We start from the raw sequence: 26555 nt of genomic DNA on the forward strand, positions 1-26555 counted from the left end.
GTAGACAGTCCAGGCTCAGCAACGGGCGGACCGAATGATAGTTGTGCCTCCGATTTGCCCTCGCCTCCATGATCGAAACTGCGAGCGAAGCGATGGCGATCACAGTTGCAGAGACGGCGGTAATCGAACTCGCATCCACAGCTTCGAAGCTACATCGCTCGGGCAAGGAGGAATACCGGCGCACTCTGCCCGACAGCCGCCGGGACACCGCCCCACCCTCGGGTCTCAGCTCAGCGCGAGTTCGTCCGGGAAGAGCTTGTGAAGCGCGGCGACCGCATGCCGCAGGCAGTAATCGAGGCTGTGACCGTCGACCCTGATCGCCGCACCATCGAGCCGCTGACCCGAAATCACCACAGTCCAGGGCTTGCGCTCCCGCTCCCCGTCAATCTTGACCAGCCCGACCAGACCCATCTCCCCCAGGTGCGCCAGCAGCTCCGGCACGCACTCATCCCACCTCATCCACGAATGAGACCACCGAGGCCGCTACGGAAGCCAGCGGGTCGGCCTGGTCGTGCGTCGGGGCTTCCGTCTGCCGCGCCAGTCCAACCCCGGGACTGGCCTGCCACCGGGTCACCGGGTCGCGGCGCCGGCTCCACCGCCAGGATGTGCCCGACCTCTGCGACCGCCGGCGGCACACCGGCAGAGCCCACGCACCGCCGAAAGGCCCTCAGGACGAAGCCGGGGAGCAGACCGAATTCAAGGTCTGCTGAGCCCTCGCTCAGGCCGTCTCCAGGCCGTCCCAGGCCGTGGCCAGGCCGTCCCAGGCCGTGGCCAGGCCGTCAAACGCCACCCAACGGTGACCAAGGCCAACCAACGGCACCAGATAGACGGCCAGCTCAGAGCCTTGATGACGGCTCTGAGCTGGTAGGCGACGGACGAGTCGACCTGTACGCCGGATTCTGTGCGCGGCGCGGACCCCGCGAGGGGTACGCGCCGGCGGCGGCCATCCATCTCGGCCTGCCGTCGCCGACAGGCTCATGCGGCCTACCCGCAGACATCGGGCGGGCAGCCCTCGAGCGTCTGCGCCGAGCCGTCATCTTGCGGTGACGACCCTTTCTTGGCCTTGCTCCGGGTGGGGTTTACCGAGCCACCCCGGTCACCCGGGGTGCTGGTGGGCTCTTACCCCACCGTTTCACCCTTACCGTCCCTTGTCAGGACGGCGGTCTGTTTTCTGTGGCACTGTCCCGCGGGTCACCCCGGGTTGCCGTTAACAACCACCCTGCCCTGTGGAGTCCGGACGTTCCTCGGCGGCGGGCCGGAGCCCGCCGACGCGACCGCCCGGTCGACTCGTCCGTCGCACCTTCATCCTAACGACGCGATGACCGCAGCCGATTCCGCCCCGCGACCGGGCTGCCCCCGCCACCAACGATCGTTGAGGAGGTGTTCGCCGTGGCCCGGCCCCGCAACTTCCCTGAGCCGACCATCCGGGCGCTGCCGGTCACGGCGTGCAGAGTTCCGCAGGCCGGTCGGGCAGCACCGTAGCCGGACAGCCCGTGGGCCTCGTCACCCTCGGCCCGAGGAGAGCCAGGTACGCACGTACGCCGTCTGCGCCGGCCGAGATGACCCGCCCGCACGCGACGGCACCGGCGCGCTTGCCGCCGCCCTGGACCACAGGTGGCGGTGGTGACCTACGGCCGGTGCCCGGTCCCGCCCGATCGCGACCGTCGGGCGGGACCGGGCACCGGCACGGTGGCTCAGGTGCCGGAGACGCGGTGCGCGGTGTACAAGGAGCTGTTGAGGTAGGGGCGGGCGTCGCTGATCACCACACCGGTCCACGAGCCGTCGGGGTTCTGCCACTTCGGGGTGGCCTCCAGCACCGACGGGATGCCGTCGCCGTTGCCATCGCCCAGATACATAGCCACGTGGCCGTTCTTGACGAGCAGGTCGCCGACGCGGATCTGGGACTTGTCGGCCAACTTCGGCACTCCGCTCTTCATCGCGGCTGAGCTGCTCCACGGGAAGTACACGCCGGCGTGCTGGAACATCTTGTAGATCAGACCTGAGCAGTCGTACCCGGTTGTCCCTGCCGGCTGCTTGTAGACCCGGCTCTGCCCGCAGGTGGTGCCGTCGTGGTACAGCGTGGTCGGGGCGACGGTGCCCATGCGGTACGTTCCGGCGGCGCAGCCGACGTAGAGCGAGTCGAGCTTGGCCATGCCGTAGCTGATCGCCTGCCGGATCTTCACCGAGGGCGACTCGACCGTCTGGCAGTTCATCATGTAGTAGGGGAAACCGACGGCGGCCAGGTCGAGGATCTTGGCCCCGTTGAGGTACACGCGGTAGGCGTCGTTGTAGTAGATGCTGACGTTCGCGACCGCGCCCGCCTTCCAGACACCGGCGGCTGCGGAGTAGGTCTGCGAGGACTGCAGGCCGACCCCGGGCCGGTGGACCTCGACCCTGACCGTCTGCGTGCTCGACGTGCCGTTGAGCAGGTTGTTGGTCACCTGGTAGACGCCGCCGTAGGCGGTGACCTTGTTCCAGCAGGCGCCCACGTGCGGCGAGGTGCGGTAGAAGGTGTAGTCCGCGTGCGCCGCGGTGGCCGGCAGGGCGAGGCCCAGCAGCGCGGCTACGGTCACGGCAACGATGCGCCGCAGAATTGACATGGCGGTGTGCCTTTCGTCGAGGACCCGCCGCCGATGGCGGACAGGGAGGGCGGCGCCGTGCCGGAGGGTGCGGCGCGGTGCCCTCGCCTTCAGGTTCGGGGCGGCCGGTTACCCGAACGGCACGCAAGCGGTCATGCGCCGGATCACCCAGCCGAGTCGTCGCGGGAGAAGTCCGGCGCAGGCGAGGGGTCAGCGGTTCCGGTCCGGACGGCCGCACGCAGTCTCGCCGCGACCCGGTCGCCTTCGGGATGGCCCAGTTCGGCGAACAGCCGCAGCGCCGCGGACCACGCCCGACGGGCCTCGGATTTACTTCCCGTGGTCTCGCGGACGTCGCCGAGGTGGACCAGGGCGAACGCCGCGTGGGACAGGTCTCCGGCCTCGCGCAGCATCCGTGCCGACTGCTCGTAGTACGTGGCCGCCTGCCCGAACTCGCCGAGCTGGTGGTGAACGAAGCCGAGACTGTCCAGGGCGTGTGCGGCTCCCTGCCCGTCGCCGAGCCTCTGGTGCAGGGCCCAGGGCCACGGACTCTGCGCACCGGTCGATGGCCTCGCCGTAGGAGCCGAGCTGGGCGTGGTACCAGCCGAGGTTGTTCAGAGCCTGGGCGCGGCCCGCCTCGTGGCCCTCGTCGGCGAACAGGTCGTGGGCCGACTGCGCGTGGGTGAGGCAGTCCGCAGGCCGCGACAGGCCCTCGCTGACGGCGCACATCCGCAGGTGGGTGTATGCCCGCCCCAGACCGTCGCCGAGAGCCTCGAACAGGGCCAGCGCCTGGGCGAGGTGATGGTGGGCGTCGACGTGGTGGCCCAGGCGACTGCGGGCCAGTCCGAGGCCGCTGTGGGCGTTGGCCTGCCCGGTGGGGTCACCGAGCCGCTGGGCTGTGCTCAACGCGGTGCGAAGGGCGCTGATCCAGTCGTCCCACCGCCCTCGACGATCCACGAACACCCCGATCGCCGCGGCCAGCCGCCAGGCGTGCTCCACGCGGTCGGCCGCGGCGGCCAGCTCCACTGCCTGGTTCAACACCTGGCGCTCGCGGTCGAACCACGCCAGGGCCTGATCGCGATCGGGGATCGGCTCGACGGTCACGTCGGGATCCAACGGTCGAACCACGCCAGGGCCTGATCGCGATCGGGGATCGGCTCGACGGTCACGTCGGGATCCAACGGCGGCAGCAGCGTCCGGTACCGGTGCGGGTGCAGTTGGCCGGCGGCGGCGTCACTGGTGTACAGGTAGTGGTCGAGCAGCCGGCCGACGGCGGCCTGCCGCAGTGGCACCGGGTCCACCGCGGTGCTCAGCTCGGCTGCGTAGGCTCGCAACAGGTCGTGCAGCACGTACCGGCCGGGGCCGCACTCGGTGGCCAGATGGGCGTCGACGAGTTCGTTCAGGGGCGTGCGTACCGCAGCCGGCGGCCGGCCGAGCAGGCTCGCCGCTGCGGCTGCCGAGACCTCCGGGCCGGGATGCAGACCGAGCCATCGGAACAGCCTGGCGGCCTCCGGGCCGAGACGGTCGTAGGACCAGGAGAACACCGTCCGTACGTCGGCGCCGGAGCCGGGTTCGCTGAGGACGCCGAGCGTGTCGGCCTGGTCGAGTTGGGCGGCCAGTGCAGTGAGCGGAAGACCCGGCTGCAGAGCCGCACGTGCGGCGACCACGGCCAGCGCCAGCGGCAGTCGGGCGCAGCGGGCCGTGATCAGCTCGACGGCGGGCGGCTCCGCTGCGACACGGTCGGCCCCGAGACGCGCCGACAGCAGATCGACTGCCTCCTGCGCGGTGAGCAGGTCGACGGTGACCGGGTGGGCGCCTTCGACGACGACCAGGCTGGTGAGTCGGTGCCGGCTGGTCACGAGGACGAGACAGCCGGGGGTCCCCGGCAGCAGCGGGCGCACCTGGTCGGCATCGGCGGCGTTGTCGAGCACGACCAGGACGCGACGCCCGGCCACGACGCTGCGGTACAGGGCGGTCCGGGCCGGAACGCCGGTGGGGATCCGGTGGGGTGGGACGCCGAACGCCTCCAGAAGTCCCTGTAGGGCTTCGGCCGGGCGCACCGGGGCGGTATCGGCGTCGAAGCCACGCAGGTTCACGTACAGCCGACCGTCGGGGAAGCCCGGGGCGGCCCGGTGGGCCCAGTGCAGGGCCAGCGCCGTCTTGCCGACTCCCCCGCCGCCCACCAGAGTGGAGATCACGACGGTGGCCGGCGGCTGATCGACGAGTAACGCGTCCAGGGCGGCCAGTTCGTCGGCGCGCCCGGTGAAGCCGCGTATGCCGGGGGGCAACTGGGCCGGGACGGGCACCGCAGGATCGGTGGCTGCGGGTCCGGCTGCGTCGGCGGGTGCGGAGGCCGGGTTCGCCGGGTGCGGTGTCGGCGGGTCGGCCCGGCCGCGCCCGACCGCGATGGGCCGGGCCGGCTGCGGGGCCGGAGCGTCCAGCGACGGATCGCCGAGCAGGACGCGGCGTTCCAGATCCCGCAGCCGGGGACTCGGATCGAGGCCGTAGTTGTCGATCAGCACGCGGCGGGCACGCCGGAACGCATCGAGCGCGTCCGAGGTCCTTCCGCTGCGGTACAGCGCGGTCATCAGCTGGACGACGAGGCCCTCGCGGGTCGGATGCTGCGCCACCGCCTCGGTCAGCTCGGCGATGATCAACGTGTGGTGGGCGCAGGCCAGTTCCGCGTCGAACAACGCCTCCAGCGCGTCGGTGCGTCGTTCGTGCAGGTGCGCGCGGGCGTCGTCGACGAAGTTCGCCCGCACCCCGGCCAGCGCCTGACGGCCGCGCCACAGCCCCAGCGCCTCACGCAGCAGCGGCACCGCCTCCGGCGGTGGGGCCGTTCGGGCGCGGTCGACCAGGCTGTTGAAGTCGGTGAGGTCGATCCGGCCACGCCGGATCCGCAGCCGGTATCCGGCCGCCTGCCACTCGACCGTGGCCAGCGGCTGCGCACCGTCGGACAGCGTGGCCCGCAGCCCGGAAACCATGTTCTTGATCTGCGTACCGGCGGTGCGGGGAACCTCGTCGCCCCACATCGCGTCCATGATGTGGCCGATCGAGAGGACATGCTCCGCACGAAGCAGCAGCAGGGCGAGCAGATCCTGCTGCTGCCTGCGAGCGAAGATCACCGGACGTGCGGTGGCGTGCACCTGCACCGGGCCGAGAATGCGGAACGCATATTCATCATCGCCATCAGCCATCTCGGGCAGGGTACCCCCCGTCGGTGTCCCGCCAGCGAACGTGAGTTGCGCTACCCCTGCGGCAATCCGCTGGCCGGGCGGCGGAGCCGGCCCGCGCAGGATGTGACGACGGCCGGCATCCTGTTCGACCTTCTCACCGGTTTCCTGCTGCCACCGGCAGCAGGACCTGGCATCGCCAGCCTTTCCCGCCGCTCCCCACGGGGCCGTCGAGTTGGACAGGGCGCGACGTCGGGAGGGTCGAGAGCCTGAGCCGAGCAACGGCGTTCAGGGCGTACTAGCCTCGGGGCACCATGGATCTCTCCGACGCCGCGCTCCTGCTCGCCGCCGGTCTCGCCGCGGGCACGGTGAACGCGGTGGCCGGCGGTGGTTCGCTGATCACCTTTCCCGCGCTGATCGCGGTCGGGCTCCCACCCGTCCCGGCGAACGTCAGCAACTCCGTGTCGGTCTGCCCCGGCTACCTGTCGAGCGTGGCAGGCAGCCGGGCCGACCTGCCGCCGGCGGGGAAGCTGGCCGTGCTGATGCCGACCGCCGTGGTGGGCACGCTGCTGGGCTGCCTGCTGCTGCTGGCCACCCCGGCCCGGGCGTTCGAGCTGGTCGTGCCGTTCCTGGTGCTCGGCGCGACCGCGGTGCTGGCCTTCCAGGTGCCGCTGCGCCGGCTGGTCGGGCATCCGCGCGACCTGTCGCCGCGTCGCCGTACCGTCGCCGTGCAGGTCATGGTCGCCGTCGGCGCGGTGTACGGCGGCTACTTCGGCGCGGCGCTGGGGGTGATGCTGGTCGCCGGCCTGGGCCTGGTGCTGGACGCGACGCTGGCCCGGGTGACCGCGGTGAAGAACCTGCTCTCGGCGGTGGTCGGGGTGACCACGGTGGCGGTGTTCGCGCTGTTCGGGCCGGTGAACTGGGCGGCGGTCGCGGTGATCGCGCCGGCCACCCTGATCGGCGGGTACGCGGGCGCCCGGCTGGTCCGCCGGCTGCCGTCGGTGGTGCTCAGGACGCTGATCGTGATCTTCGGCACGGTGATCGGCCTCTACCTGCTCGGGCGCGCGCTGCGCTGAGCAGCCGCCCGCCCGGGCGGCGTGGAACAGGTGCCGCCCGGGCGGATGCGGACCGGTCAGGCGACCGGTTCCGGGGCGGCGTCGGCGTCCCGGGTGGAGCCGGGGGTGACCCGCGGGTCGCCCTCGTCGGCGAAGTAGTCGTCGGACGCGGTGCCGTCGACCCCGTCGGCGACCTTCGCCGCCCGCAGTGCCAGCGTCACCAGTGCCGCGACCGCCAGGTTCACCAGTACGGCCACGATGCCCACGTAGATCGTCTTCTTGGTGTCGAAGCCGAACTCCGACAGCGGGAAGGCCGAGCCGGCGAAGTGTTTGCGGCCGGTCACCGGGTTGCCGATCTGGTAGAGCATCCACATGCCCGTGCTCATCCCGGCCACCCAGCCGGCGACCAGCGCGCCCCGATGGAACCACCGGGTGTAGAGGCCCAGCGCCACCGCCGGCAGCGTCTGCAGGATGATCACGCCGCCGATGAGCTGGAGGTCGATGGAGAACTGCGGGTCGAGGAAGACGATGCAGGCCACCGCGCCGACCTTGACCACCAGTGAGGTGATCTTCGAGACGTTCGCCTCCTGCGCCGGGCTCGCGTCGCGCTTCAGGTACTCCTTGTAGATGTTGCGGGTGAACAGGTTCGCCGCCGCGATCGACATGATCGCCGCCGGCACCAGCGCGCCGATGCCGATGGCCGCGTACGCCACCCCGGCGAACCAGTCGGGGAACTGCTGGTCGAAGAGGACCGGCACGATGGTGTTGCCGTCGGAGCTGCCGGCCGTCGCCCCGGGCAGCGGCTTCACGTCGGCCGCGATGGCCATGTAGCCGAGCAGCGCGATCAACCCGAGCAGCAGGCTGTACGCGGGCAGCGCCGACATGTTCCGCTTGATCACGTCCCGGTTCCGGCTGGCCAGCACGCCGGTGATGCTGTGCGGGTAGAGGAAGAGCGCCAGCGCCGAGCCGAACGCCAGGGTGACGTACTGGAGCTGGTTGTTGGCGTTGAGCAGGATCCCGTCGTTCGGGTTCGGCGACGCGGCGAACTTCGCCTCGGCGGAGTCGAAGATCGCACCCCAGCCGCCCAGCTTGTACGGCAGCCAGAGCACCGCCACCAGGATCACGATGTAGATCAGGGTGTCCTTGACGAACGCGATCAGCGCCGGCGCCCGCAGCCCCGACTGGTACGTGTACGCGGCGAGGATCGCGAAGGCGATGATGATCGGCAGGTGCCGGGCGAGGGCGCTCTCCCCGGTCACGCCCATCGTCTTGAGCACCGCCTCGATGCCGACCAGTTGCAGCGCGATGTACGGCATGGTCGCGACGATGCCGGTGATCGCCACCAGCAGCGCCAGCACGGGCGAGTCGAACCGGCGACGGACGAAGTCCGCCGGGGTGACGAAACCGTGCCGGTGCGAGACCGACCAGAGTCGGCAGAGCACCAGGAAGACCAGCGGGTAGATGACGATCGTGTACGGCACCGCGAAGAAGCCCATCGCGCCCGCGCCGAACACCAACGCCGGCACCGCCACGAAGGTGTACGCGGTGTAGAGGTCACCGCCGACCAGGAACCAGGTGATCCAGCCGCCGAAGTTGCGCCCGCCCAGCCCCCACTCGTCCAGGTGGGCCATGTCGCGCGGCGCCCGCCACCGGGCCGCCACGAAACCCATGGCGCTGACCAGCAGGAAGAGCGCCGTGAAGACGATGATCTCGGTCAGATGGTCGCGCCACATCAGCGGACCTCCTTCGTTCGCGACTGCGGGGCTCGCAGACCCGGCTCACTCCTCGCGCTCACCGGTCACCCCGCTTCTTTGTCATCTGGTACACCAGCGTCGTGGTGGCCACGCCGAGCAGGATGTAGGCCAGTTGCAGCCAGTAGAAGCGCGGAAAGCCGAGGATCCGGGGCGAGTCCGCGTTGAAGAGGGCCGTGATCAGCGGTAGCACGATCGGGATGAAGAGCAACCAGTTCCAGGGGCTGTGGTCCTTCGCCCTGGACGACGCCGTCTGCGGCGCCTCCGGGTCCGGTGCAGCCATACACACCTCCGGTAAGTCGTGACTCGCCATGTGACGGCCGGAGGCTACGACCGGGTGAGCGCGGTCACGTTCAGTCGGAGGAGCCCGGTGCGCCGAACGGCCGCCGGCCTGCGCCGAACGGCACAGGTCGACGGCCGGGCGGCCGGGCGGTCAGCGGGCGGCGAGATGGGCGGTGTCGTTGACCGAGCGGACCGCGACCCCGCCGTCGGGCCACATGTCGAACACGGAGATACCGGCCGCGTCCAGGTAGAGCCGGTGCAGGAAGTCGTCGCCGGCCGCGAGGGCGTCGCGCAACGCCAGCTTGATCGGCGAGACGTGCGAGACGACGACCACGGTCTCCCCGGGGTACGCCTCCCGCAGCCCCGCCACCGCCCGGGCGGTCCGCTCGGCGACGGTGGCGAACGACTCCCCGCCAGGCGGGGCGATCCGGGTCGAGGCGAGCCAGGCGTCAAGTTCACCCGGCCAGCCCTCGCGCACCTCGGCGAAGGTCCTGCCGTCCCAGTCGCCGAAGTCGCACTCGATCCAGTCGTCCTGCCGGCGTACCGGGATGTTGCCGAGCGCCGCGGCGATCGCCGCGGCGGTGGCCGTACACCGGGACAGCGGTGAGCTGAGCACGGCCGCGACGGACGGGGCGAGCTGGGCCACCCGGACGGCCGTGGCCCGGGCCTGGGCCCGGCCGGCGTCGGAGAGGGGCACATCGGCGCGGCCGGCGTAGCGCTGCTGGACGGTCCACTCGGTCTCGCCGTGCCGGACCAGGATCAGCCGGGTGGCGGTGAAGCTCGGCCGCGGCTCCCAGGAGGGCTTGACGGTCGCCGGGTCGCTGGCGGCGGTACGGGTCGCGGCGCGGGCGGCCGCCTCGCGGGCGGCGGTACGGGCCGGCGAGTCGGGGGCGGCCACCTCGCGCGGCGCCTGCGCCTCGACCCGCTTGACCGCCTTGCCGGCGGCGGCGTCCATCGCCGCGTTGGCCAGGGCGTCGGCGTGCTTGTTGCGCTCCCGGGGGATCCAGCTGAACCGGACCGAGTCGAAACGGTCGACCAGCGTGGCGGCCTGCGCGGCCAGCGGGCGCAGCCCCGGGTGTTTGATCTGCCAGCGCCCGCACATCTGCTCGACCACCAGCTTGGAGTCCATCCGCGCCTCGACCTCGGACGCGCCCAGCTCGGCGGCGGCCTCCAGGCCGGCGATCAGCCCTCGGTACTCGGCGACGTTGTTGGTGGCCGTCCCGATCGCCTCGGAACGTTCCGCCAGCACCTCGCCGGAGTCCCGGTCCCGGACCACCGCGCCGTAGCCGGCCGGCCCCGGGTTGCCCCGGGACCCGCCGTCGGCCTCGACGACGACCGCGCGCACCGCCACCGGCTACAGACCCGACTCGTTGGTGCGGACCATGATCCGGCGGCACTCCTCGCAGCGGACCACGTCGTCCGGGGCCGCCTTGCGGATCCGGGCCAGGTCCGCGCCGGAGAGCTCCAGTCGGCAGCCGCCGCAGCGCCCGGCGGCGAGCAGCGCCGCGCCCAGGCCGGTGTCCGCACGGATCTTGTCGTAGAGGGTGACCAGGTCACCGGGGAGGTCGGCGGCGAGCGGCTTGCGCGCCGTCTTCTTGAACTCCTCCTCCTTGGCGATCTCGGCCAGGCTGTCGTCGCGGAGCTGCTCCGCCGCCGCGCGCCGCTCGCGTGCGTCGGCCAGCTTGGCCTCGATCCCGTCGAGTACGCCCTGCGCGGTCTCCCGCTGCTCCATCAGCTCCAGCTCGGCGTCCTCCAGGTCGCCCTGCCGGCGGTTGAGCGAGACCAGCTCGTGCTGGAGCGCCTCCAGCTCACGGGCCGGGCCGGTGCCGACGGCGAGCCGCGCCTCGTCCTTGCTCTTGCGGGCGCGGACCTGGTCGATGTCCTTCTCCAGCCGGGCGATGTCGCGGTCCAGGTCGTCGACGGCGACCTGGGCACGGACCCGCTCGTCCTCCAGCGCGGACAGCTCACGCGCGAGGGCCTCCAGCACGGCCCGCTCGGGCAGCGCCCGACGGCGGTGGGCGAGCTGGGCCAGGGAGGTGTCGATCGCCTGCAGGTCGAGCAGGCGGCGCTGGACCTGGGGTTCAGCCTTCACGGTGGGGCTCCTTGTCGTCGCGTGCGGGCGCGGCGGCGTGCACGGTCCAGGGGTCGGTGTCCAGGTCGGACACCATGGTCTCCACGCCGAGGTCGGCCCGGAGGTGGGCGGCCAGGTCGTCCAGCCAGGGTCGTTCGGTCGCCCAGTGGGCGGCGTCCAGCAGGGCGGGACCACCGGCGGCGAGGTGCTCGCCGGCCGGGTGGTGCCGCAGGTCGGCGGTGAGGAAGGCGTCCACCCCGGCGGCGGTCGCGTCGGCGAGGAAGGAGTCGCCGGAGCCGCCGCTGACCGCGAGCGTCCGCACCACCCGCTCCGGGTCGCCGGCGGCGCGGACGCCCCAGGCGGTGGCGGGGAGCACGGCGGCGGCGTGCCGGGTCAGCTCGGCCAGGGTCATCGGGGCGGGCAGCTCACCGATCCGGCCGGTCCCCCGGCCCGGCCCGTCGGCCGCCGAGCCCGGGGCGGGGCGGTGCAGCGGGCGCAGCCCGGTCAGCCCGAACCGGGCGGCGAGGGCGTCGGAGACGCCCGGGGCCGCCACGTCGGCGTTGGTGTGCGCCACGTACAGGGCCACGTCGGCGCGGATCAGGTCGTGCACGATCCGCCCCTTGTACGTCGTCGGGGCGACCGAGGAGACCCCACGCAGCAGCAGCGGGTGGTGCGCCACGATCATGTCCGCCCCGGCGGCGAGCGCCTCGGCGACCGTTTCCGGCACCACGTCGACCACACAGGCGACCCGGCGTACGGCGGTGGTGGGCTCGCCGAGCACCAGGCCGACCCGGTCCCACTCCTCGGCCCAGGCCCGTGGGTACCGGCGCTCCAGCGCCGCCACCACGTCGGCCACGGTCGGTGGGGCTGCGGTTGTGCTCACGGCCGGTCAGCTTACCGGCGCGGACCGGGAAGCACGGCCACGGCCACCGTCCGTGTTCCCCGGCACAGCCGACCCGGCTCGGGATCCGCCTCGGGTTCCGGCCACGGTTCCGGCCGTCCACCCACGGTCGCGCCCGCCCCGCACGCCGATGATCGACTCCGTGTCGGCGATGCGGCGGGGTGCACGGTGGCAGGACACCGCCATGTCGCCGACACGGAGTCGATCAGCCGGACGGCTCGCCCCGGCCAGCGGCGCGGGCAGGCCAGCGTCCGCGGGACGGCGGCGCGGGACGGCGGCGCGGGAAGGCCACCCGCGACGGCGGCGCGGGACGGCGGCGCGGGACGGCGGCGCGGGACGGCGGCGCGGGACGGCGGCGCGGGACGGCTCGCCCCGGCCCCGGTCAGGCGGCCGAGGAGGCGCGGCACCGGTCGGGCAGCGCGGCCACCGCCGCCTCCCACGGGAAGGCGTGCAGGTGGCGCTCCCCCGTGCCCGGTGGATGCAGCGGTACGACGTGCTCGCCGTAGAGCACCGTGGTCCCCCACTCCCGCAGCCGGGCCAGGCCGGCCTGGAACGCCGGGTGCGCGGCCATCGCGGCGTTGGTGAACGGGACCGCCACCACCGGCAGCCCCTTGCCCTGCCCCTCGATCAGCAGGCCCAGCGCGAGCGTGTCGGTGATACCCGCCGCCCACTTGTTGACGGTGTTGACCGTCGCCGGGCAGACGATCATCGCGTCGGCCGGCGGCAGCAGGTCCGGATCACCCGCGTTCTTGTAGTGGGTGCGTACCGGGTGGCCGGTCTGCCGGGCCAGCGCGGCCCGGTCGACGAACTTCGCCCCGTCGGGCGTGGCGACCACGCAGACGTCCCAGCCGTCCCGCTGGGCCAGCTCGACGAGGCGACCGATGTGACGTGCCAGCGGTGAACCGCAGGCGATGACGTAGAGCACCTCACGGCGCTCGCTGACGGAGTGCGGACCACTCATCCGGCCGGCACCGCGCTCATACTCCGACTCCCATGTGCTCAGCCAGCTCCGCAATCGGCGGAGGCGGCGTACCCCGTGTGCGACGCAGCACGTCCGACATCACCTCGTGGGCGATCGGCCGGCAGCGGATCTCCGAGGGAGCGAGCCGGTCGCCGCGCAGCAGCATCTCCCCGGCGTTGGCGACGTCGCCGATCTGGGCGTACCCCCGGGCGATGTCGAGCAGGTGGTGCGCGCGGCGCTCGGGCAGCAGCGCGTTGAACGCCGGCTCCGGGATGCGCTGGTGGATGTCCACGGCCCGGCCGCCGTCACCCAGCTCGACCGCGGCGGCGGCGCGGTGCAGCTCCAGGTTGGTCGGGCCGAACGAGGTCCAGTAGTGGTTCTGGTCGCTGCCGAGCATGGTGGCCGCCTCGTGCGCGCCGTTGAACAGGTCGTCGACGGTCGCCGAGTCACCGATCCGGGCGGCGGCCATCGCGCCTTGGAGCAGCAGCATCCCGTAGACGGAGAGCCGGTCCGGCTCGGCGTCGTTCATGCCGCCCGGGGCGAGCCGGTTGGCGATGGTGACGTTCAGCTCCAGCGCGGGGCGGGCCCGGCCCATGGCGACCAGGGCGTTGCAGACCCGGGTGGTGGCCACCCCGGCCAGCAGCTGGTCGTCGGCGCGCTGGGCGACCGCCATCGACCGGTCGGCGGCGAGCCACGCCAGGTCGCACTCGCCGAGCTTGCGCAGCACCGAGGAGGCGATCTGGTAGACCTGCCCGAGCAGGTGGGCGGCCTCCTTCGCCTGGTCGCCGCCGTAGCCGGCGTCGGCCGCCTGGGCGTCGCGCAGCAGCTTCGGCAGGGCCCGGGTGAGCATCCCGTAGCGGCCGTACTGGTAGGTGAGCCAGGCGTGGTTGACGGCCTTGCGCATGTCGGCCAGCGGCGGCGGGTACGGCGCGGCGTCGAAGTACGCGCTCATCGAGTCGTACCGCTCCAGGGCGGCCCGGATCTCCTGCACCTCGATCTGGTCGATGCAGTTGAGCGCGTCGGTGCGCCGCTCCGGGTCCTTGCCGAGCAGCAGCTGCACGTCGACCTGGAGGATGTCGGCGATCTCGTAGAGGACGGAGAACTTGTCGAGCCGGCGTACCCCCCGCTCGACCTTGTCGACCCAGCTCTTGGACTTGCCCAGCCGGTCGGCGAATACCTGCTGGGACATCTTGCGCCGCCCGCGCCAGTAGGCGACCCGTCGCCCTATGGGTAGCTCATCCATCCCCTGCTCCTCCCCCTCGTCAGCCGTCCGGTGGATCAGCCGGCCGACCACCCGCAGCCGCGGCGGCCCGTCCGAATCAGGTTTTCGCCGGTCGCACAGGTTGTGCGTCAGCCGTACGGCCAGTTCTCGTACTTTTCGTGCAAGTTGCACGAGCCGTTCGACAGCTCAACGATCGCGGGTTACGGCAGTGACGGCGCTCGACATGTTGCCAGACGGGACGCTCATTCGGGGTGAGGGGAGATCACGGGAATGTGGGGGAACGTCGGACCGCGGGTCGCTCAGCTGTCGTCGATCGAACGGGTCCGGCTGCGCCGGATCGCCGTGCGGTACGCCGTGCACGGCTGGGAGGTGACTCCCGGCGCATGTCTGGCCCGCAGCCGCTTCGTCTGCGGCCGGGCCGGCTGCCCGACCGTCGGCTGCCACCCCGCCCTGGAGGACTGGGAGCACGCCGCCAGCGCCGACCCGGCCCGGGTGGCGACCTGGTGGCGTAGCCGTCCGCACGGGGTGCTGCTCCCCACCGGACGCACCTTCGACGTGCTGGAGGTGGCGGCCCACTTCGGCCGGCACGTCCTCGACGCGATCCCGTCGCATCCGGCCGGCCCGGGCGTACGCGGCCCGGTGCTGGTGACCCCGACCGGCCGCTGGATGTTCCTGGTCCGCCCCGGCGATCCGCTCCGACCCGAGCTGGAGCACTGTTTCCACGTCGTACGCCACGGGCCCGGCTCGTGGGTGGCGGCCCCGCCGACCCGGCTGCCGGAGGGCCCGGTGCGGTGGGCGGTCGCCCCGGAGCAGGCGCACTGGCGGCTGCCCGACTCGTACCTGGTGCAGAACACCGTCGTCGACGCGCTGCGGGCCACCGGGGTGACGCTCACCCCGGAACTGCTCCCCGGCCAGCTCCCGCTGCCCCGCCGGGGTCACTGATCCGACTCCACGGGTGTCCGAGAGCGACCCGTCCGGCAGCAGGGTCGTTGAACCCGTGACGGCGCGCTCGCGCCAGGAGCGGGGGTATGGGATGTCCAGGGACGACGCGGCACGGCACCCCGGCGGCGCCGAGCCACCACCGCACCACCGCCGGCCGTACCGCTGGTCGGGCACCCGCCCGGGCGGGTCGCGCCCGGAACGTGCCCGGCCCGCCGCCACCCACCCCGCCGGCACCCGCCGCCCCGCCCGCTGACCCCGCCCCGCCCACCACCACCCGGCCCCGCGCACCTGCTGAAGGTGGCGCTGTTTCGCCGTCGACAGCCACTCCTTCTCCGAAGTGCGGCGGGAGGGGCGGGGGCGGAGCGGGGGTCAGGAGGCGAGGGGGAGGGTGGTGGAGTGCAGGAGGCGGGCGTCGTCGGTGACGACCGCGTGCAGGTGATCGTCGAGGCGGTCGAGCCAACCGACGCCGGACTCCCCCATCGCCATCGCGGCGGTCGCGTACGCGTCGGCCAGGCCCAGGTCCGCCCCGACCACGGTGACCGAGCGCAGCCCGCGGGCCGGCACCCCCCGGCGCGGGTCACGTACGTGGTGGCCCCGGTGCTGGACGCCCGAGGTGGCGACCGCCAGGTCGGTGCCGGCGAGCACCAGGCAGGTGGCCGTCGGGTCCCAGGGATGCGCGACGCCGATCCGCCACGGCCGTCCCGTCGGGGACAGCCCGCGCACCACCACGTCGCCGCCGGCGTTGAGACAGTGGTTGCCCGCTCCGGCGGCGACCAGCCGGTCCGAGGCGACCTGCGCCGACCAGCCCTTCACGTAGCCGGACGGGTCGAGCCGGCCGGTGGCGTACGCGTCGAAGAACCCGTCGGTGGCCCGCCACAGGTCGGCGCAGCGTGCCAGCACCGCCCGCAGGTCCGCCGACGCCTCGGCCGGCGGCAGCTCGCCCCGGTCGAGGCGGCACACCTCGCTGTCGTCGCGCCAGGTGCTGAACCGGGCGTCGACCTCGCGCAGCCAGTCGAAGGTCTGCCCGGCCAGCTCGTGCAGGGTCGCGGCGGGCAGGTCGTCGGCCAGGTCCAGGCTGATCGCCGTACCCATGATCTGCTCGACCCGGCGCAGACCGGGCCGGGCCGGTGCCACCGGCACCTCAGCGGGCTCGGTCGATGGCGGCCCGCAGCGACCGCTGGTACGCCTCGCTGGTGGCGGTGGCGTCGGAGACGGTGTCCAGGTCGGCGCTCTGCTTGCGCACCACCTCGCCGGAGGTCCCGCTGTAGGTGGCCTGCACGTCGTCGCTGCGCCGCCCCGACTGCCCGCTCTGCGGCATCCCGATGCCGGTGGCGTTGACGATCCGGGTGCCGGAGAGGGTGATCTGGACGGACAGGGTGCCGTACTCGTAGGTCACCTGCGGGCCGCTGACGGTGCGCAGGGTGGACCTCGGCGCGCTGGTGGTGGGGGCGGGGGCCGCCGGTCGCGGCGCGTCGGCGCCGGCCCGGCCGGTCGGGCTCTGCCGGCCACCGGGGGTGGCCCGGGCGGAAAGGGCCGGGTCGGAGGGGTCCGGGGTGGGGGCGACCCCGGGGAGCGCGGCCGGATCGGAGCCGGCGGGGACGACCGGTGACCGCTCGCCGGTGGCGACCTGGCTGGCTCCCGGGGAGCCCTTGAGCACCACCAGCGCGGTGGTGCCGGCGGCCAGGCCGGTGATCGCGAGGAGCGCGCGACGCATCTGGTGTGCCTCTCTCACAGCTCGAACGTGGCGAGGTGGATCTGCCGGCGCGGTATGCCCGCGGCGCGCAGCGCCCGTACCGACTCCTCGACCAGGCCGGCCGGACCGCAGAGGTAGACGTCGCGGCGGGCCACGTCCGGCACCAGGCGGCGCAGCCCGTCCGGGCTCATCACCTGCCGGGGGCCGGGGTCGTCGCGGGAGCCGATCACGTACCAGACGGAGGTGTGCCGGGCCTGGGCCAGCCAGTCCAGCTCGGGGTGCATCAGCACGTCGGCGGGGGTGCGGGCGCGGTAGATCAGCGCAGCGCCGGGCGGCAGTTCCTCCAGCATCGCGCGCAGCGGCGCGATGCCGCTGCCACCGGCGATCAGCAGCGCCCGTTCCTTCGTACGGTGGGCGGCGGTGAAGGTGCCGGACGGGCCCTCCGCCCAGACCCGGGTGCCGGGGTCGAGGTCGCGCAGGTCGGCGGTGTGCCTGCCGACGACCTTGACGGTCAACCGCAGCCAGCGGCCGTTGGCCGCGGCGGAGAGCGAGAACGGGTGCGACTGCCACCAGCAGCCGCGGGCGAGGAAGCGCCAGCGGAAGTACTGCCCGCCGAGCATGTCGATCTGGTTCAGCCGCCGGCCGGTCAGGTAGATCGAGATGGTGTCCGGGCTCTCCGCCACCACGTCGGCCACCCGCAGCCGGTGCCGCAGGTTGAAGTGCAGCGGGGCGACCACCCGCCCCCAGAGCAGGGCGGCGAGCACCAGCAGGTAGGCCGCGATCCAGCCGGTGCGCACCGGCCCCGGCGAGTGGAGCTGCGCGCCGTTGCTGAACTGGTGGCCGAAGCCGAGCAGCAGCGCGGCGTAGCTGGCCAGGTGCAGGTGGTACCAGAGTTCGTAGGGCATGACGGTGCGGATCGCCCGGATGCCGGTGAGGCCGACCAGCACCATGATGCCCGCGGCGACGAACGCGGAGAGCAGGTCCTCGTAGTCGCGCAGCAGCACGCCCACCTCGCCGAGGACGGACTGCTCGTCGGCCTCGGCGTAGGCGACCAGCAGCAGCGACAGGTGGGCGAGGACCGCGACCAGCAGGGTGGCGCCGACATCCCGGTGCAGGCGGGATATCCGTTCGCCGCCGACCCAGCGTTCCAGCGCGCCGAGGCGGCTCATCATCAGCACCTGGACCAGCAGCAGGTAGCCGGCGACCAGCCCGGTGATCCGCCCGGCGGCGGTGAGCAGATCGCCGGTGTCCTTCATCGACCCGGCGGGGGTGTCCAGCCACCATGGCAGCACGGCGGCCACCAGGCCCGCCCAGAAGAGCAGGGCCAGGGCCCGCCGGCCGCCGGGCCCGCGCCGCGGCGGCGCCGGGGTCGGGGATACGGGGGCAGCCGGACGGCCGCCGTGCCGGGGGGTTGTCCCGGTACGGCGGCCGGCGGCCCAGGTGTCCTGGTATGTCACGCGTACAGCTTCATGGGGGTGTACTTCCGCCTCGGGAAGATCCTGTCCACCTCGGCGTTGGTCAGGCCGAACCGCCCCTGCGCCACGCTTCCGTAGACGTTGAACATGTTGTTGTACTCGGGTACGTCGCCGGAGTCCAGATCGTTCAAGCCGTTCCAGGTGCCGAGCAGCGAGCCGGCGAGCTTGCGGCCGGACAGGACGGTGACCACCCCGCCGTGGCCGTGGTCGGTGCCGCCGCCGTTGGAGGCGACCCGCCGGCCGAACTCGCTGGACACCATGACCGTGACGTCGGCGGCGGAGTCACCGAGATCGGTGAAGAACGCGGCCAGCGCCGTGGCGAGTTCGTTGAGCCGCCGGTGCAGCTGTCCGCCGGGGCGGGTGCCCTGGTTCTCGTGGGTGTCGTAGCCGCCCATGCCGACCGTGGCCACCCGGACGTTCGCCCCGCCCTTGATCAGTTGGGCGAGCTGTTGGAAGGCGGAGCCGACGCCCTTGTACTCCACACCCTCGGCCGGCTGGTACGGCCGGGCCGACAGCTTCTGCGCGGTGGTCAGCGCGGCCATGCCGTCGATCACCGCCTCCTGGACCGGGTGGTTGATCCCGGTGAACAGGCCGCGGATCGCCTTCTCGGTGGCCGCCCGGTACTTCTCCTCACCGTTGAGTTTCAGCGACCCGACGTTGTTGATCGAGAGCGCGCCGTTGTTGCCGACCAGCGACCGGGGCAGCGTGCTGCCGATGCCGACGCTGCGGAACGCGGTGCCCTTGCCGAGCGCGTCGACCAGGCTGTCCAGCCAGCCCCGGCCGCCGGTCTCGCCGGGCAGGCCGCCCAGGTTGCAGGCGTCGGCGGCCTGGAAGTGGCTGCGGGACAGCCGCTCGTCGGAGACCGCCAGGACGAACCCGAGCTGCCCGGCCCGGAGCCACTTCTCCAACGGCGCGAACGCGCTGGTCAGTTTGAAGCCGCGGCCCAGCGCCAGCGAGTCGTCGCCGAGCAGCAGGTCGGGGCGGGCCTTGGCCAGCACCGGATCCTCGGCGGGGGCGACCAGGCTCAGCCCGTCCAGCCCGCCGTAGAGGAAGACGTGGATCAGGGTGCCGGTCCTCGTCGCGGCGAACGACGCGGAGGTGGTGACGAACTGGGCGGTGGCCAGCGCGGTGGCGGTGGCGGCGGCGCCGGCGACGAAGGTCCGCCGGGTCACCCCCCGCCCGTCCTGCTGGGCCTCCTCCAGGTCCTCCAGCCGGCGGTACCGGTCCCGTTCGGCGGCGCTCTCGGCGGCGACGACGTCGGCCTCCGCGCGCAGCAGCGCCTCGGCCGGGTCGTCGGCCAGCCGCCGCACGTCGGGGCATTCGGGGTGCAGGGGGAACGAGTGCACAGTCTTCTCCATCGGGTGCCTCACCGGAGGTGGTGCTGGGGGGAAGCGAGGATCGCCCGCGCGACGGCGGTGACGGCCCCGTTGAACGTCGCGTCGACCTTGGCGCCCGCCGGGACGCCGGCCACGCCCAGGATCAGCGCCTTCTCCTTGGCGCTCAGCTTCTGGTGCACCAGCCGCTGGGCGAGCGCGTCCACGTACGCCCCGGCGGTGGCCGGCGGCCGGGCCACCAGGGCATCGGCGGGCGTGAACGTGAACTCGGTGCGGTAGCCGGCGAGCAGGTCCCCGGCCTCGTTCCAGCCGCTGACCATCGTCCCGGCGGAGGTCCAGGCGACGTAGACGTCGGGATAGCCGTCCGGGGTGGGCTGGCCCATCGGGTACTGGCCGAGCTGGCGCAGCTTGTCGTGGACCTGCCGCAGGCCACGGGCGAAGGCGGGTCGCCCGCCGTCCTGCTTGAAGGCGGGCGAGGCCTCCGGCCGGACGTTCAGGGTGCGGTACGTGGCGATCAGGTACTCCATCGGCCGGCGCACCTTCTGCCCCACCGCGGCCCAGAACTCCGAGGAGCTGAAGAGCGTCATCAGCAGCGGCTTCACCATGCCCTTGTTCACCGTGTACGTCTGGCCAGCCGGTCCACCAGCGACTTCGGCGGGGTGTCCGAGACGAACCGGGTGGCTAGGCTGCGCGCCACGTACCGGGCGGTCGACGGGTGCAGGGCGATGTAGCGCAGGTAGGAGTCGATGGCCGCGTCGGCCTGCTTCGGGTCGCTTGAGGCGTTGGCGTGGGTGAAGCCGAGGATCTTCACCTTGCCCAGGTAGTGCTGGTTGGCGCGGAAGACGTACCTGCCGTCCTGGACGCCCCGCCCGGTCTGCAGCAGCGCCGCCTGCCGCACGTCCTTCTCGGTGTATCCGCCGTCGACGCCGACCGAGTAGAGCTCCAGGTTCTCCCGGGCCAGGTTCTCGTTGACCGCGTCCTTGCGCGAGTCGTTCTGGTTCAGGTAGAGCAGCAGCGCCGGGTGCCTGTTCGCGGCGACCAGCATGTCCGGGTAGCTGCCCAGGGCATGGGCCCGGACGACGTCGCGGTCGAAGGAGTTGCGGTAGACCTCGCCGCCGTCGAAGTCGGCGGCGACGTGCAGGAAGTCGTTCCAGAAGTCGACCATCACCTCGAAGAGCTGGCGCTCCGACCAGATCTGCCGGGCCAGCGTGGCGTCCACCATCTCCTTCTCCGGCTGCACGCCCCGCTCGTTGAGCTGGTCGCGCTGCTCGCGGAGCTGCTGCGGGCTCAGCTTGAGGCTGGGCAGCTCGGCCAGCTTCAGCTCGGCCGGGCTCGGCGCGATCTTCTCCGGGTCGAGCTGCCAGCGGATCCAGCCGTCGATGCCCATCCGCCGGATGTCGGCGAGCACCTTCGGCGTGGCGCCGAAGGTGGCCCGGCTGGCCAGGTGCCGGGCCGGGTCCTTGGCCAGGACGGTCCTCACCGTCACCGGGGTCTCCGCGGCGGCGGAGGCCGGGCCGGAGAAGAGCCGGCCGCCGGTCGGGTTGTTCTTCTTCAGCACCGCCCCGGCCCGGGAGCCCATGTAGCTCTCGTTCTGCTCGGTGTAGGTGCGTACCCTGCTCGGCTGCTGGCCGCTGGGGCGGGCGGCGGTGCCGTCGGTGACGGTGGTGCCGGTGGCGTCGCCGGCCACCGCGCCGTCGTCGAAGAACCCGCGTACCGCCGGGGCGAGGGCCGCGCCGCCGGCGACGACCGCGGCGACACCGCCGATGGCGGCCAGGGCACGACGCCGGCCGGTGCGGCGGCCCGGCTCGTCGTCATCGTCCAGAGTGGGCAACCCGGCCCCGGCCGGCTGGTGGAAGCTCTGTCGGCCCAGCCCTTCCGGACCCACCCACTGCGGGGCGTACGGACCCGGGTGTTGCCCGGGGTTCCCACCGCGGTCGTCCCACGGTCCACGCGGTGGCACATTCTGGTCGGCCATGCACCAATCCGATTTCTTGAAAGCGCCGACACGCTGCGACCGGAGCGGGGCGAAGGGTGCGGCGACTGTTGCCTGAGGGGGTTGCTACGGGAAAGTAACCAAGCGGTTGACCGGCCTCAAGGCGGCTGGAGAGGCCCGCGCGGCGCACTTAAGGCACCGCTCAACAGCGGCGAAGGTGAGGCGGTTGCACCCCGGCTGGGCATCGCCGTCCCGAGCAGGGGCGACACGCCCACCGACGACCCGGACGTAACGTTTCCGGTGCGCGCGACGCTTGAAGCGCCGTTCATCGGCACAGCGAAACTTAAGGAAGGGATAACCCTGTGCTGAGCCGCCCCCCTGAGCAGGCCCGGCCCGGTCGCGAAAGTAGCAGCGGCACAGGTGCGTGAGTCGCCGCCGCAGCGGGTAAGCCGCCGAACCGCTGAAGCCGTGAGGGGAAGGCACCGCCATGCTCAGCAAAGAGGATCAGCGCAGATTCGAACAGATCACCCGGCATCTCCGGGAGAGCGACCCGAAGTTCTTCGCGAGACTCGATCATCGGGCGCGGGCCCGGCGCGGGCGTTGGCTGATGCTGCTGACGATCGTGCTCTGGGCGTCGCTGCCGGCGATGACCGTACTGGCCGGACGGTTGGCGGGCGCGATCTGTGCGGTCGCGTTGGCGGTCAACGCCGCGCTGATGTGGCGCTTCCGCCGCCGCTGGCTATGACCATGTCGTCCGGGCGCCGCAGGTCACTCCACCCGGACACCGAGATCTTGGACAGTTGGCGTCCGAGCAGGACGGTAACTGTCCAAGATCCGGTGTGCTCCGCTCGTGGGGCCGACGGCCACCGCGTTACGACCGACCGAAGGTCCGGTACCCGCGTCGCAGCCGCTCCAGCAGACCGGGGCCACCGATCGCCGGAGCGGGCGCGCCGAGCTGCCGCAGCAGCAGTTCCGGGCCGGTCGCCAGGGTGGGCGGGCGGTCCGGCAGCGGCACCGGCGGCAGCCAGAACCGGTCCACCGCGTCGTCCAGCGGGGCCGCGGGCAGACCCGCCAGCACCCGCGCCGCACCGGCCGCCGGAGCGCCGTCGTCGCGAAGCGGGCCACCAGGGGTGGCTGTCAGCACGGGCCCGTCCGCTCCGGACGGAGCGACAGCCCCGTCCACCTCGGACGCCCCGGCGCGCAGCGTACGCAGGCGGTCGAGCAGGTCGGCCCGGCTGCGGCCCCGCCAGTGCAGCAGCTGGAACGGGTCCGCGTCGAACGCCTCGGCGAGCAGGTAGAACGTCGCGGCGAGGTGCTTGCAGGGCACCGCGAAGTCGGGGCAGCTGCACCGCTGGGTCAACTCACCGACCCCGCCCGGGAAGAGCGGGGCGCCCGCGTCGGCGAACACCTGCTCCAGCTCGGCCGGGAGGTCACCGGCGAGCAGCCGGGCGCTGAAGAACGCCTGCCCGGCGAGGTCCCGTTCGAGGAGTTCCCAGAGCGCCGCCGGGAAGGGCGCGAGCGCGATGCCGACCTGGTACGGCTCGGCCCGGGAACCCTGCACGGTCGCCGTCACCCGGCCGGGTGTCACGTCGAGCCGGAGCACCTGGCCCCGCCGCGCGTACGAACGGCCACGGGTGAGCCGGGTGCCGAGCGCGAACGACTCCAGCACCTCCAGGAAGCGCCGCGACCACCAGGACACGCCGATCGCACCCCGGGTGCTGCGCGCCCTGATCCCGCCGTCGACCCGGCGCGGGCGGCCGAAGTCGGCGAACCGGCCGGCACCCTCCGGGCCGCCGACCCCGGCGGTCGCGGCGTCGTCCGGGCGGGGCGTGGCGTCCATGCCGCTCACTCGACCACCGCCCCGGCCTCCAGGGTGAACAGTTCGCGCAGCTGGGCGGTGGAGAGCTCGGTGACCCACTGCTCGCCGCTGCCCACCACCGAGGCGGCCAGGCTGCGCTTGTCGGCGATCATCGCGGCCACCTTCTCCTCCACGGTGCCGGCGCAGACGAACTTGCGGACCTGCACCCGTCGGCGCTGGCCGATCCGGAACGCCCGGTCGGTGGCCTGGTCCTCCACCGCCGGGTTCCACCAGCGGTCCACGTGCACCACGTGGTTGGCGGCGGTGAGGGTGAGCCCGGTGCCGCCGGCCTTGAGCGACAACACGAAGACCGACGGGCCGTCCGGCGACTGGAAACGGGTGACCATGGCGTCGCGGTCGGCCTTGCCGACCCCACCGTGCAGGAAGAGCACCTCCCGGCCGAAGCGGGCCGACAGGTGACCGCGCAGCATCCCGCCGAACTCGGCGTACTGGGTGAAGAGCAAAGCCTTCTCTCCGGCCGCGAGCACCTCGTCGAGGATCTCCTCCAGCCGTTCCAGCTTGCCCGAGCGCCCGGGCAGGGCGGAGCCGTCGCGCAGCAGCTGGGCCGGGTGGTTGCAGACCTGCTTGAGCCGGGTCATGGTGGCCAGCACCAGGCCGCGCCGCTCCATCCCGTCGCTGGACTCGATCCTCGCCAGCATGTCGTCGACGATCGCCCGGTAGAGCGAGGCCTGCTCGGTGGTCAGGTTGCAGACCACCTCCATCTCCAGCTTCTCCGGCAGGTCGGAGATGATCGAGGAGTCGGTCTTGAGCCGCCGTAGCACGAAGGGTCCGGTCATCCGGCGCAGCCGGGCGGCCGTCTCGGCGTCGGAGTGCCGCTCGATCGGCACCGCGTACGACTGTTTGAAGCTGGACGCGGGGCCGAGCAGCCCCGGATTGGCGAACTGCATGATCGACCAGAGGTCGGCGAGGCGGTTCTCCACCGGCGTACCGGTGACCGCGACCCGGTGCCGGGCGGGCAGCGACCGGACCGCCTCGGCCTGCCGGGTCGAGGCGTTCTTGATCGCCTGTGCCTCGTCCACGACGACCCGGTGCCAGGCCAGCGAGGCGAGCGCGACCGCGTCCCGGGCGGCCACCGAGTACGTGGTGAGCACGAGGTCGGCGGCGTGCACCGCCTCCTCGAACTGCGCGCCCCGGGCCCGGTCCGCGCCGTGGTGCACGTGCACCCGCAGCCCCGGGGTGAACCTCGCCGCCTCCCGTTGCCAGTTGCCGACCAGCGACATCGGGCAGACCAGCAGGGTCGGCCCGGCGCCGGGCGGGTCCCCGGCGAGCAGGGCGAGCAGCTGCACCGTCTTGCCCAGCCCCATGTCGTCGGCGAGGATCCCGCCGAGACCGAGCGACTGCAGGAAGGCCAGCCAGGCCAACCCCCGCCGCTGGTACGGCCGGAGCGTGCCCTTGAACGCGGGCGGCGGGTCGAGCGGGGTGAGCCGCCGCTCGGCGTCCCCGGCGAGCAGGTCACCCAACGGCCCGTCGGCGCTCACCTCCAGCACCGGCAACGCCTCGGCCCGGTCGCCCTCGGCAAGGCCGAGCCGGAGCAGGTCCGCGACGGTCAGCTCCCCGGCGGAGCGCAGCAGACGCAGCCCGGCGGCGAGCCGCTTCGGGTCCAGCTCCACCCACCGGCCGCGCAGCCGGACCAGTGGCGTCTTCAGCGCGGCGAGGGCGGCCAACTCGTCGGCGTCGACGGTCTCGTCGCCGAGCGCCACCTCCCACCGGTAGTCGACCAGGGCGTCCAGGCCGAGCCCGCCGGCGGCGTCGGCCACCGTGCCGGGGGCGGTCCGCCCGCGTGCCCGCAGCCGGGCGCCGAGCCGCGCCGACGGGCGCTGCCACCAGGAGGGCAGCAGCACCCCGAAGCCGGCGGCGTGCAGCACCGGCGCGCCGTCGCGCAGGAACCGGTGGGCACCCTCGGCGTCCAGCTCCAACTCCTCCGGCGACGCGGTGCGCAGCGCCGCGTCCAGCTCCGGCCAGAGCCGCCCGGCCCGGCCCAACTCAGCCAGGAGCGTCTCCTGCGGGCTCTCCAGCGGCCCGGCCAGCGCGGGTACGGTCTCCGGCGCCCGCCAGACCTGCCCGGCCCCGACGTGCAGGCCGGGCTCGTCGGCGGCCTGGAGACCGAACTCGACCCGCCAGGGACCGTCGCGGCGGACCACGGTGGCCGGGTCCGCCGGCACCACCACGAGCGGGTCGACGATCTCCTCGGCCTCCGGCTCGACCAGGCGGAAGCTGGCCCGTACCGCACCGCCGGCGGCGTCGCGCTGCCAGGCGTCCAGCTCGGTGCGCAGGGTGCGCAGCGCGTCGGGCTCGGCGGTGAACTCCCGGCGCGGGCCGGTCAGCGCCGTCAGCCAGCCGCCGACCACGCCGTCGCGCCGGCCGCCCCGAGCCAGGTCGACGTCGGCGAGGTCGAGCCGGGCGGCGGCGTCGGTCAGGGCGTCCAGCGCGTCGGCGACCAGCGCCCCGGCGCCGAAGGGCCCGGCACCGGCGGCGTCCCGGGCGGCCCGGCCACCGTCGCCGGCCGCCCCGGCGGCCCGGGACGGGACCGGAAGGGTGGCGGCACGCGCGGCCGGGGGCAGGGCCAGCGCCAGTGACCGGGCCCATCCCGCGTCGACGCCGGTGAGCAGGGGTCGCCACACCGCCCACGCCGGCCGGTGACCGTCGGCCACGCCCGGCCGGCGCCACCGGCCGGCCGGCGCATCCGCACCACCGGCCGGGGGCGGTGCGGCGGCCTTCGCGTCCGCGCCTCGGGTCGGGGGCGGTGCGGCGGCGGCCGCGCCGACCAGGGCGGCCAGCGACACCGACGGCGGGTCGGCGAGGCCGGGCAGCACCCGGCCCCGGGCCACCAGGTCGACCGCGAAGTCGGCCAGCCCGACGAGGTGACGCAGGGTGGCGCCGGGCACGGCCGGGCAGCCGTCGAGGGTACGCAGCAGGGCGAGCGCGTCGTCCGGGTCGTACGACAGCACGGGAACGCGCCACCCGGCGAGGGTGACCGGACCGCGCACCGGCTCGGTGACGGTGGTCCGGACCAGCTCGGGCGAGTCCAGTGGCGAGCCGGCGCGGGTGGGCAGGGTGAGCGGCACGGAGCCGGCCACGGCCGGGACGTCGCCGAGCGCGGCGGCCAGCGTGGCGTGGTCGGCGGCGAACGGGTGCGGACGTTCCCGCGGCGCCCGGCCGGGCCGGCGCGGCGCGCGGGCCGGCAGCGCGCTGTCCTCGGCCCAGACGGCAAGGCCGGCACCGACCAGCCACACCCCGTGGATGACCAGCACACTGCCCCCTCGTCGACGCCCGGGCCCAGGATAGGCGGCGCGGTCAGGCTACCGTC

The 26555-nt window shown here is 73.3% G+C and carries 22 protein-coding genes, 1 other RNA gene and 1 pseudogene; 4 read left to right on the forward strand and 20 right to left on the reverse strand.

The features are described 5' to 3' along the window. Positions 1–225: 225 nt before the first annotated feature. The 6 genes from GA0070560_RS04365 to GA0070560_RS04390 form a co-directional block, all read right to left on the reverse strand. Positions 226–441: a hypothetical protein gene (locus tag GA0070560_RS04365; protein ID WP_245675346.1), complete on the reverse strand. Its 216-nt coding sequence runs from the start codon at positions 439–441 to the stop codon at positions 226–228. 431 nt (positions 442–872) lie between these two features. Further along, positions 873–1290, reverse strand: an RNA gene (rnpB, locus tag GA0070560_RS04370) — RNase P RNA component class A. Between the two features lie 404 nt (positions 1291–1694). Then, a complete protein-coding gene (locus GA0070560_RS04375) occupies positions 1695–2573 on the reverse strand; it encodes an NlpC/P60 family protein (RefSeq protein ID WP_170839269.1) in 879 nt (292 codons plus the stop codon). Between the two features lie 170 nt (positions 2574–2743). After that, positions 2744–2989, reverse strand: a complete 246-nt coding sequence (locus tag GA0070560_RS28580; RefSeq protein WP_091291591.1) for a hypothetical protein — start codon at positions 2987–2989, stop codon at positions 2744–2746. Continuing rightward, positions 2907–3704: a tetratricopeptide repeat protein gene (locus tag GA0070560_RS30030; RefSeq protein ID WP_139131434.1), complete on the reverse strand. Its 798-nt coding sequence runs from the start codon at positions 3702–3704 to the stop codon at positions 2907–2909. Before GA0070560_RS30030 ends, GA0070560_RS28580 begins: the two co-directional genes overlap by 83 nt. Then, positions 3677–5773, reverse strand: a complete 2097-nt coding sequence (locus GA0070560_RS04390) for an AfsR/SARP family transcriptional regulator (RefSeq protein ID WP_091291595.1) — start codon at positions 5771–5773, stop codon at positions 3677–3679. Before GA0070560_RS04390 ends, GA0070560_RS30030 begins: the two co-directional genes overlap by 28 nt. Before the next feature lie 290 nt (positions 5774–6063). Between GA0070560_RS04390 and GA0070560_RS04395 the strand changes: the two genes are divergently transcribed. After that, entirely contained in the window at positions 6064–6825 is a 762-nt protein-coding gene (locus GA0070560_RS04395) for a sulfite exporter TauE/SafE family protein (protein WP_091291597.1), read from the forward strand. A gap of 56 nt (positions 6826–6881) precedes the next feature. Here GA0070560_RS04395 and mctP read toward each other — a convergent pair whose 3' ends face one another. From mctP to GA0070560_RS04430, 7 genes are all read right to left on the reverse strand, one after another. Continuing rightward, on the reverse strand, positions 6882–8537 hold the full coding sequence (mctP, locus tag GA0070560_RS04400; RefSeq protein WP_091291599.1) for a monocarboxylate uptake permease MctP: 1656 nt from the start codon (positions 8535–8537) through the stop codon (positions 6882–6884). A 58-nt stretch (positions 8538–8595) separates the two neighbouring features. Next, positions 8596–8838, reverse strand: a complete 243-nt coding sequence (locus tag GA0070560_RS04405; RefSeq protein WP_091291601.1) for a DUF3311 domain-containing protein — start codon at positions 8836–8838, stop codon at positions 8596–8598. A gap of 150 nt (positions 8839–8988) precedes the next feature. Further along, on the reverse strand, positions 8989–10188 hold the full coding sequence (locus GA0070560_RS04410; protein WP_091291603.1) for a bifunctional RNase H/acid phosphatase: 1200 nt from the start codon (positions 10186–10188) through the stop codon (positions 8989–8991). Positions 10189–10191: 3 nt separating this feature from the next. Next, positions 10192–10929, reverse strand: a complete 738-nt coding sequence (locus GA0070560_RS04415) for a zinc ribbon domain-containing protein (RefSeq protein ID WP_091291605.1) — start codon at positions 10927–10929, stop codon at positions 10192–10194. Further along, complete coding sequence (locus GA0070560_RS04420; protein ID WP_091291608.1) at positions 10919–11791, reverse strand: Nif3-like dinuclear metal center hexameric protein; 873 nt, start codon at positions 11789–11791, stop codon at positions 10919–10921. The genes GA0070560_RS04415 and GA0070560_RS04420 overlap by 11 nt, the downstream gene beginning before the upstream one ends. Positions 11792–12191: 400 nt before the next feature. Beyond that, a complete protein-coding gene (locus GA0070560_RS04425; protein WP_091291610.1) occupies positions 12192–12770 on the reverse strand; it encodes a flavoprotein in 579 nt (192 codons plus the stop codon). A gap of 16 nt (positions 12771–12786) precedes the next feature. Beyond that, complete coding sequence (locus GA0070560_RS04430) at positions 12787–14013, reverse strand: helix-turn-helix domain-containing protein (protein WP_091291955.1); 1227 nt, start codon at positions 14011–14013, stop codon at positions 12787–12789. 249 nt (positions 14014–14262) lie between these two features. On the opposite strand from GA0070560_RS04430, the gene GA0070560_RS04435 reads away from it, so the two are divergent. Both GA0070560_RS04435 and GA0070560_RS29010 read left to right on the forward strand, forming a co-directional pair. After that, positions 14263–14934, forward strand: a complete 672-nt coding sequence (locus tag GA0070560_RS04435) for a bifunctional DNA primase/polymerase (RefSeq protein ID WP_091291613.1) — start codon at positions 14263–14265, stop codon at positions 14932–14934. Between the two features lie 91 nt (positions 14935–15025). Then, positions 15026–15187 (forward strand): hypothetical protein, encoded by a 162-nt coding sequence (locus tag GA0070560_RS29010; protein ID WP_211565747.1) that lies wholly within the window; start codon positions 15026–15028, stop codon positions 15185–15187. Between the two features lie 116 nt (positions 15188–15303). Here GA0070560_RS29010 and GA0070560_RS04440 read toward each other — a convergent pair whose 3' ends face one another. From GA0070560_RS04440 to GA0070560_RS04460, 5 genes and pseudogenes are all read right to left on the reverse strand, one after another. Further along, on the reverse strand, positions 15304–16026 hold the full coding sequence (locus GA0070560_RS04440) for an FAD:protein FMN transferase (RefSeq protein WP_091291957.1): 723 nt from the start codon (positions 16024–16026) through the stop codon (positions 15304–15306). A 49-nt stretch (positions 16027–16075) separates the two neighbouring features. Next, on the reverse strand, positions 16076–16648 hold the full coding sequence (locus tag GA0070560_RS04445; RefSeq protein WP_091291616.1) for an FMN-binding protein: 573 nt from the start codon (positions 16646–16648) through the stop codon (positions 16076–16078). A 14-nt stretch (positions 16649–16662) separates the two neighbouring features. Next, on the reverse strand, positions 16663–18084 hold the full coding sequence (locus GA0070560_RS04450) for a ferredoxin reductase family protein (RefSeq protein ID WP_091291619.1): 1422 nt from the start codon (positions 18082–18084) through the stop codon (positions 16663–16665). Next, positions 18081–19460: a DUF1501 domain-containing protein gene (locus tag GA0070560_RS04455; protein WP_091291621.1), complete on the reverse strand. Its 1380-nt coding sequence runs from the start codon at positions 19458–19460 to the stop codon at positions 18081–18083. The genes GA0070560_RS04450 and GA0070560_RS04455 overlap by 4 nt, the downstream gene beginning before the upstream one ends. An 8-nt stretch (positions 19461–19468) precedes the next feature. Continuing rightward, positions 19469–21411, reverse strand: a pseudogene (locus GA0070560_RS04460) (DUF1800 domain-containing protein). A gap of 445 nt (positions 21412–21856) precedes the next feature. Here GA0070560_RS04460 and GA0070560_RS04465 point away from each other — a divergent pair. Continuing rightward, positions 21857–22114 (forward strand): DUF3040 domain-containing protein, encoded by a 258-nt coding sequence (locus GA0070560_RS04465; RefSeq protein ID WP_091291624.1) that lies wholly within the window; start codon positions 21857–21859, stop codon positions 22112–22114. 126 nt (positions 22115–22240) lie between these two features. On the opposite strand, the gene GA0070560_RS04470 is transcribed toward GA0070560_RS04465, so the two are convergent. Together GA0070560_RS04470 and GA0070560_RS04475 are read right to left on the reverse strand one after the other, a co-directional pair. Further along, a complete protein-coding gene (locus GA0070560_RS04470; protein ID WP_091291627.1) occupies positions 22241–23209 on the reverse strand; it encodes an SWIM zinc finger family protein in 969 nt (322 codons plus the stop codon). A 5-nt stretch (positions 23210–23214) separates the two neighbouring features. Further along, a complete protein-coding gene (locus tag GA0070560_RS04475) occupies positions 23215–26499 on the reverse strand; it encodes a DEAD/DEAH box helicase (RefSeq protein ID WP_091291630.1) in 3285 nt (1094 codons plus the stop codon). Between the last annotated feature and the right edge of the window lie 56 nt (positions 26500–26555).

The sequence above is a fragment of the Micromonospora halophytica genome (assembly GCF_900090245.1).
Taxonomy (GTDB): Bacteria; Actinomycetota; Actinomycetes; order Mycobacteriales; family Micromonosporaceae; genus Micromonospora; species Micromonospora halophytica.

Coding starts and splice junctions, on each gene's coding strand:
- GA0070560_RS04405 (WP_091291601.1), bottom strand. CDS start 8,838: ATGGCTGCACCGGACCCGGAGGCGCCGCAGACGGCGTCGTCCAGGGCG.
- GA0070560_RS28580 (WP_091291591.1), bottom strand. CDS start 2,989: ATGCTGCGCGAGGCCGGAGACCTGTCCCACGCGGCGTTCGCCCTGGTC.
- GA0070560_RS04470 (WP_091291627.1), bottom strand. CDS start 23,209: ATGGACGCCACGCCCCGCCCGGACGACGCCGCGACCGCCGGGGTCGGC.
- GA0070560_RS04395 (WP_091291597.1), top strand. CDS start 6,064: ATGGATCTCTCCGACGCCGCGCTCCTGCTCGCCGCCGGTCTCGCCGCG.
- GA0070560_RS04390 (WP_091291595.1), bottom strand. CDS start 5,773: ATGGCTGATGGCGATGATGAATATGCGTTCCGCATTCTCGGCCCGGTG.
- GA0070560_RS04430 (WP_091291955.1), bottom strand. CDS start 14,013: ATGGATGAGCTACCCATAGGGCGACGGGTCGCCTACTGGCGCGGGCGG.
- GA0070560_RS04440 (WP_091291957.1), bottom strand. CDS start 16,026: ATGGGTACGGCGATCAGCCTGGACCTGGCCGACGACCTGCCCGCCGCG.
- GA0070560_RS04425 (WP_091291610.1), bottom strand. CDS start 12,770: ATGAGTGGTCCGCACTCCGTCAGCGAGCGCCGTGAGGTGCTCTACGTC.
- GA0070560_RS04435 (WP_091291613.1), top strand. CDS start 14,263: ATGTGGGGGAACGTCGGACCGCGGGTCGCTCAGCTGTCGTCGATCGAA.
- GA0070560_RS04465 (WP_091291624.1), top strand. CDS start 21,857: ATGCTCAGCAAAGAGGATCAGCGCAGATTCGAACAGATCACCCGGCAT.
- GA0070560_RS04445 (WP_091291616.1), bottom strand. CDS start 16,648: ATGCGTCGCGCGCTCCTCGCGATCACCGGCCTGGCCGCCGGCACCACC.
- GA0070560_RS29010 (WP_211565747.1), top strand. CDS start 15,026: ATGTCCAGGGACGACGCGGCACGGCACCCCGGCGGCGCCGAGCCACCA.
- mctP (WP_091291599.1), bottom strand. CDS start 8,537: ATGTGGCGCGACCATCTGACCGAGATCATCGTCTTCACGGCGCTCTTC.
- GA0070560_RS04455 (WP_091291621.1), bottom strand. CDS start 19,460: ATGGAGAAGACTGTGCACTCGTTCCCCCTGCACCCCGAATGCCCCGAC.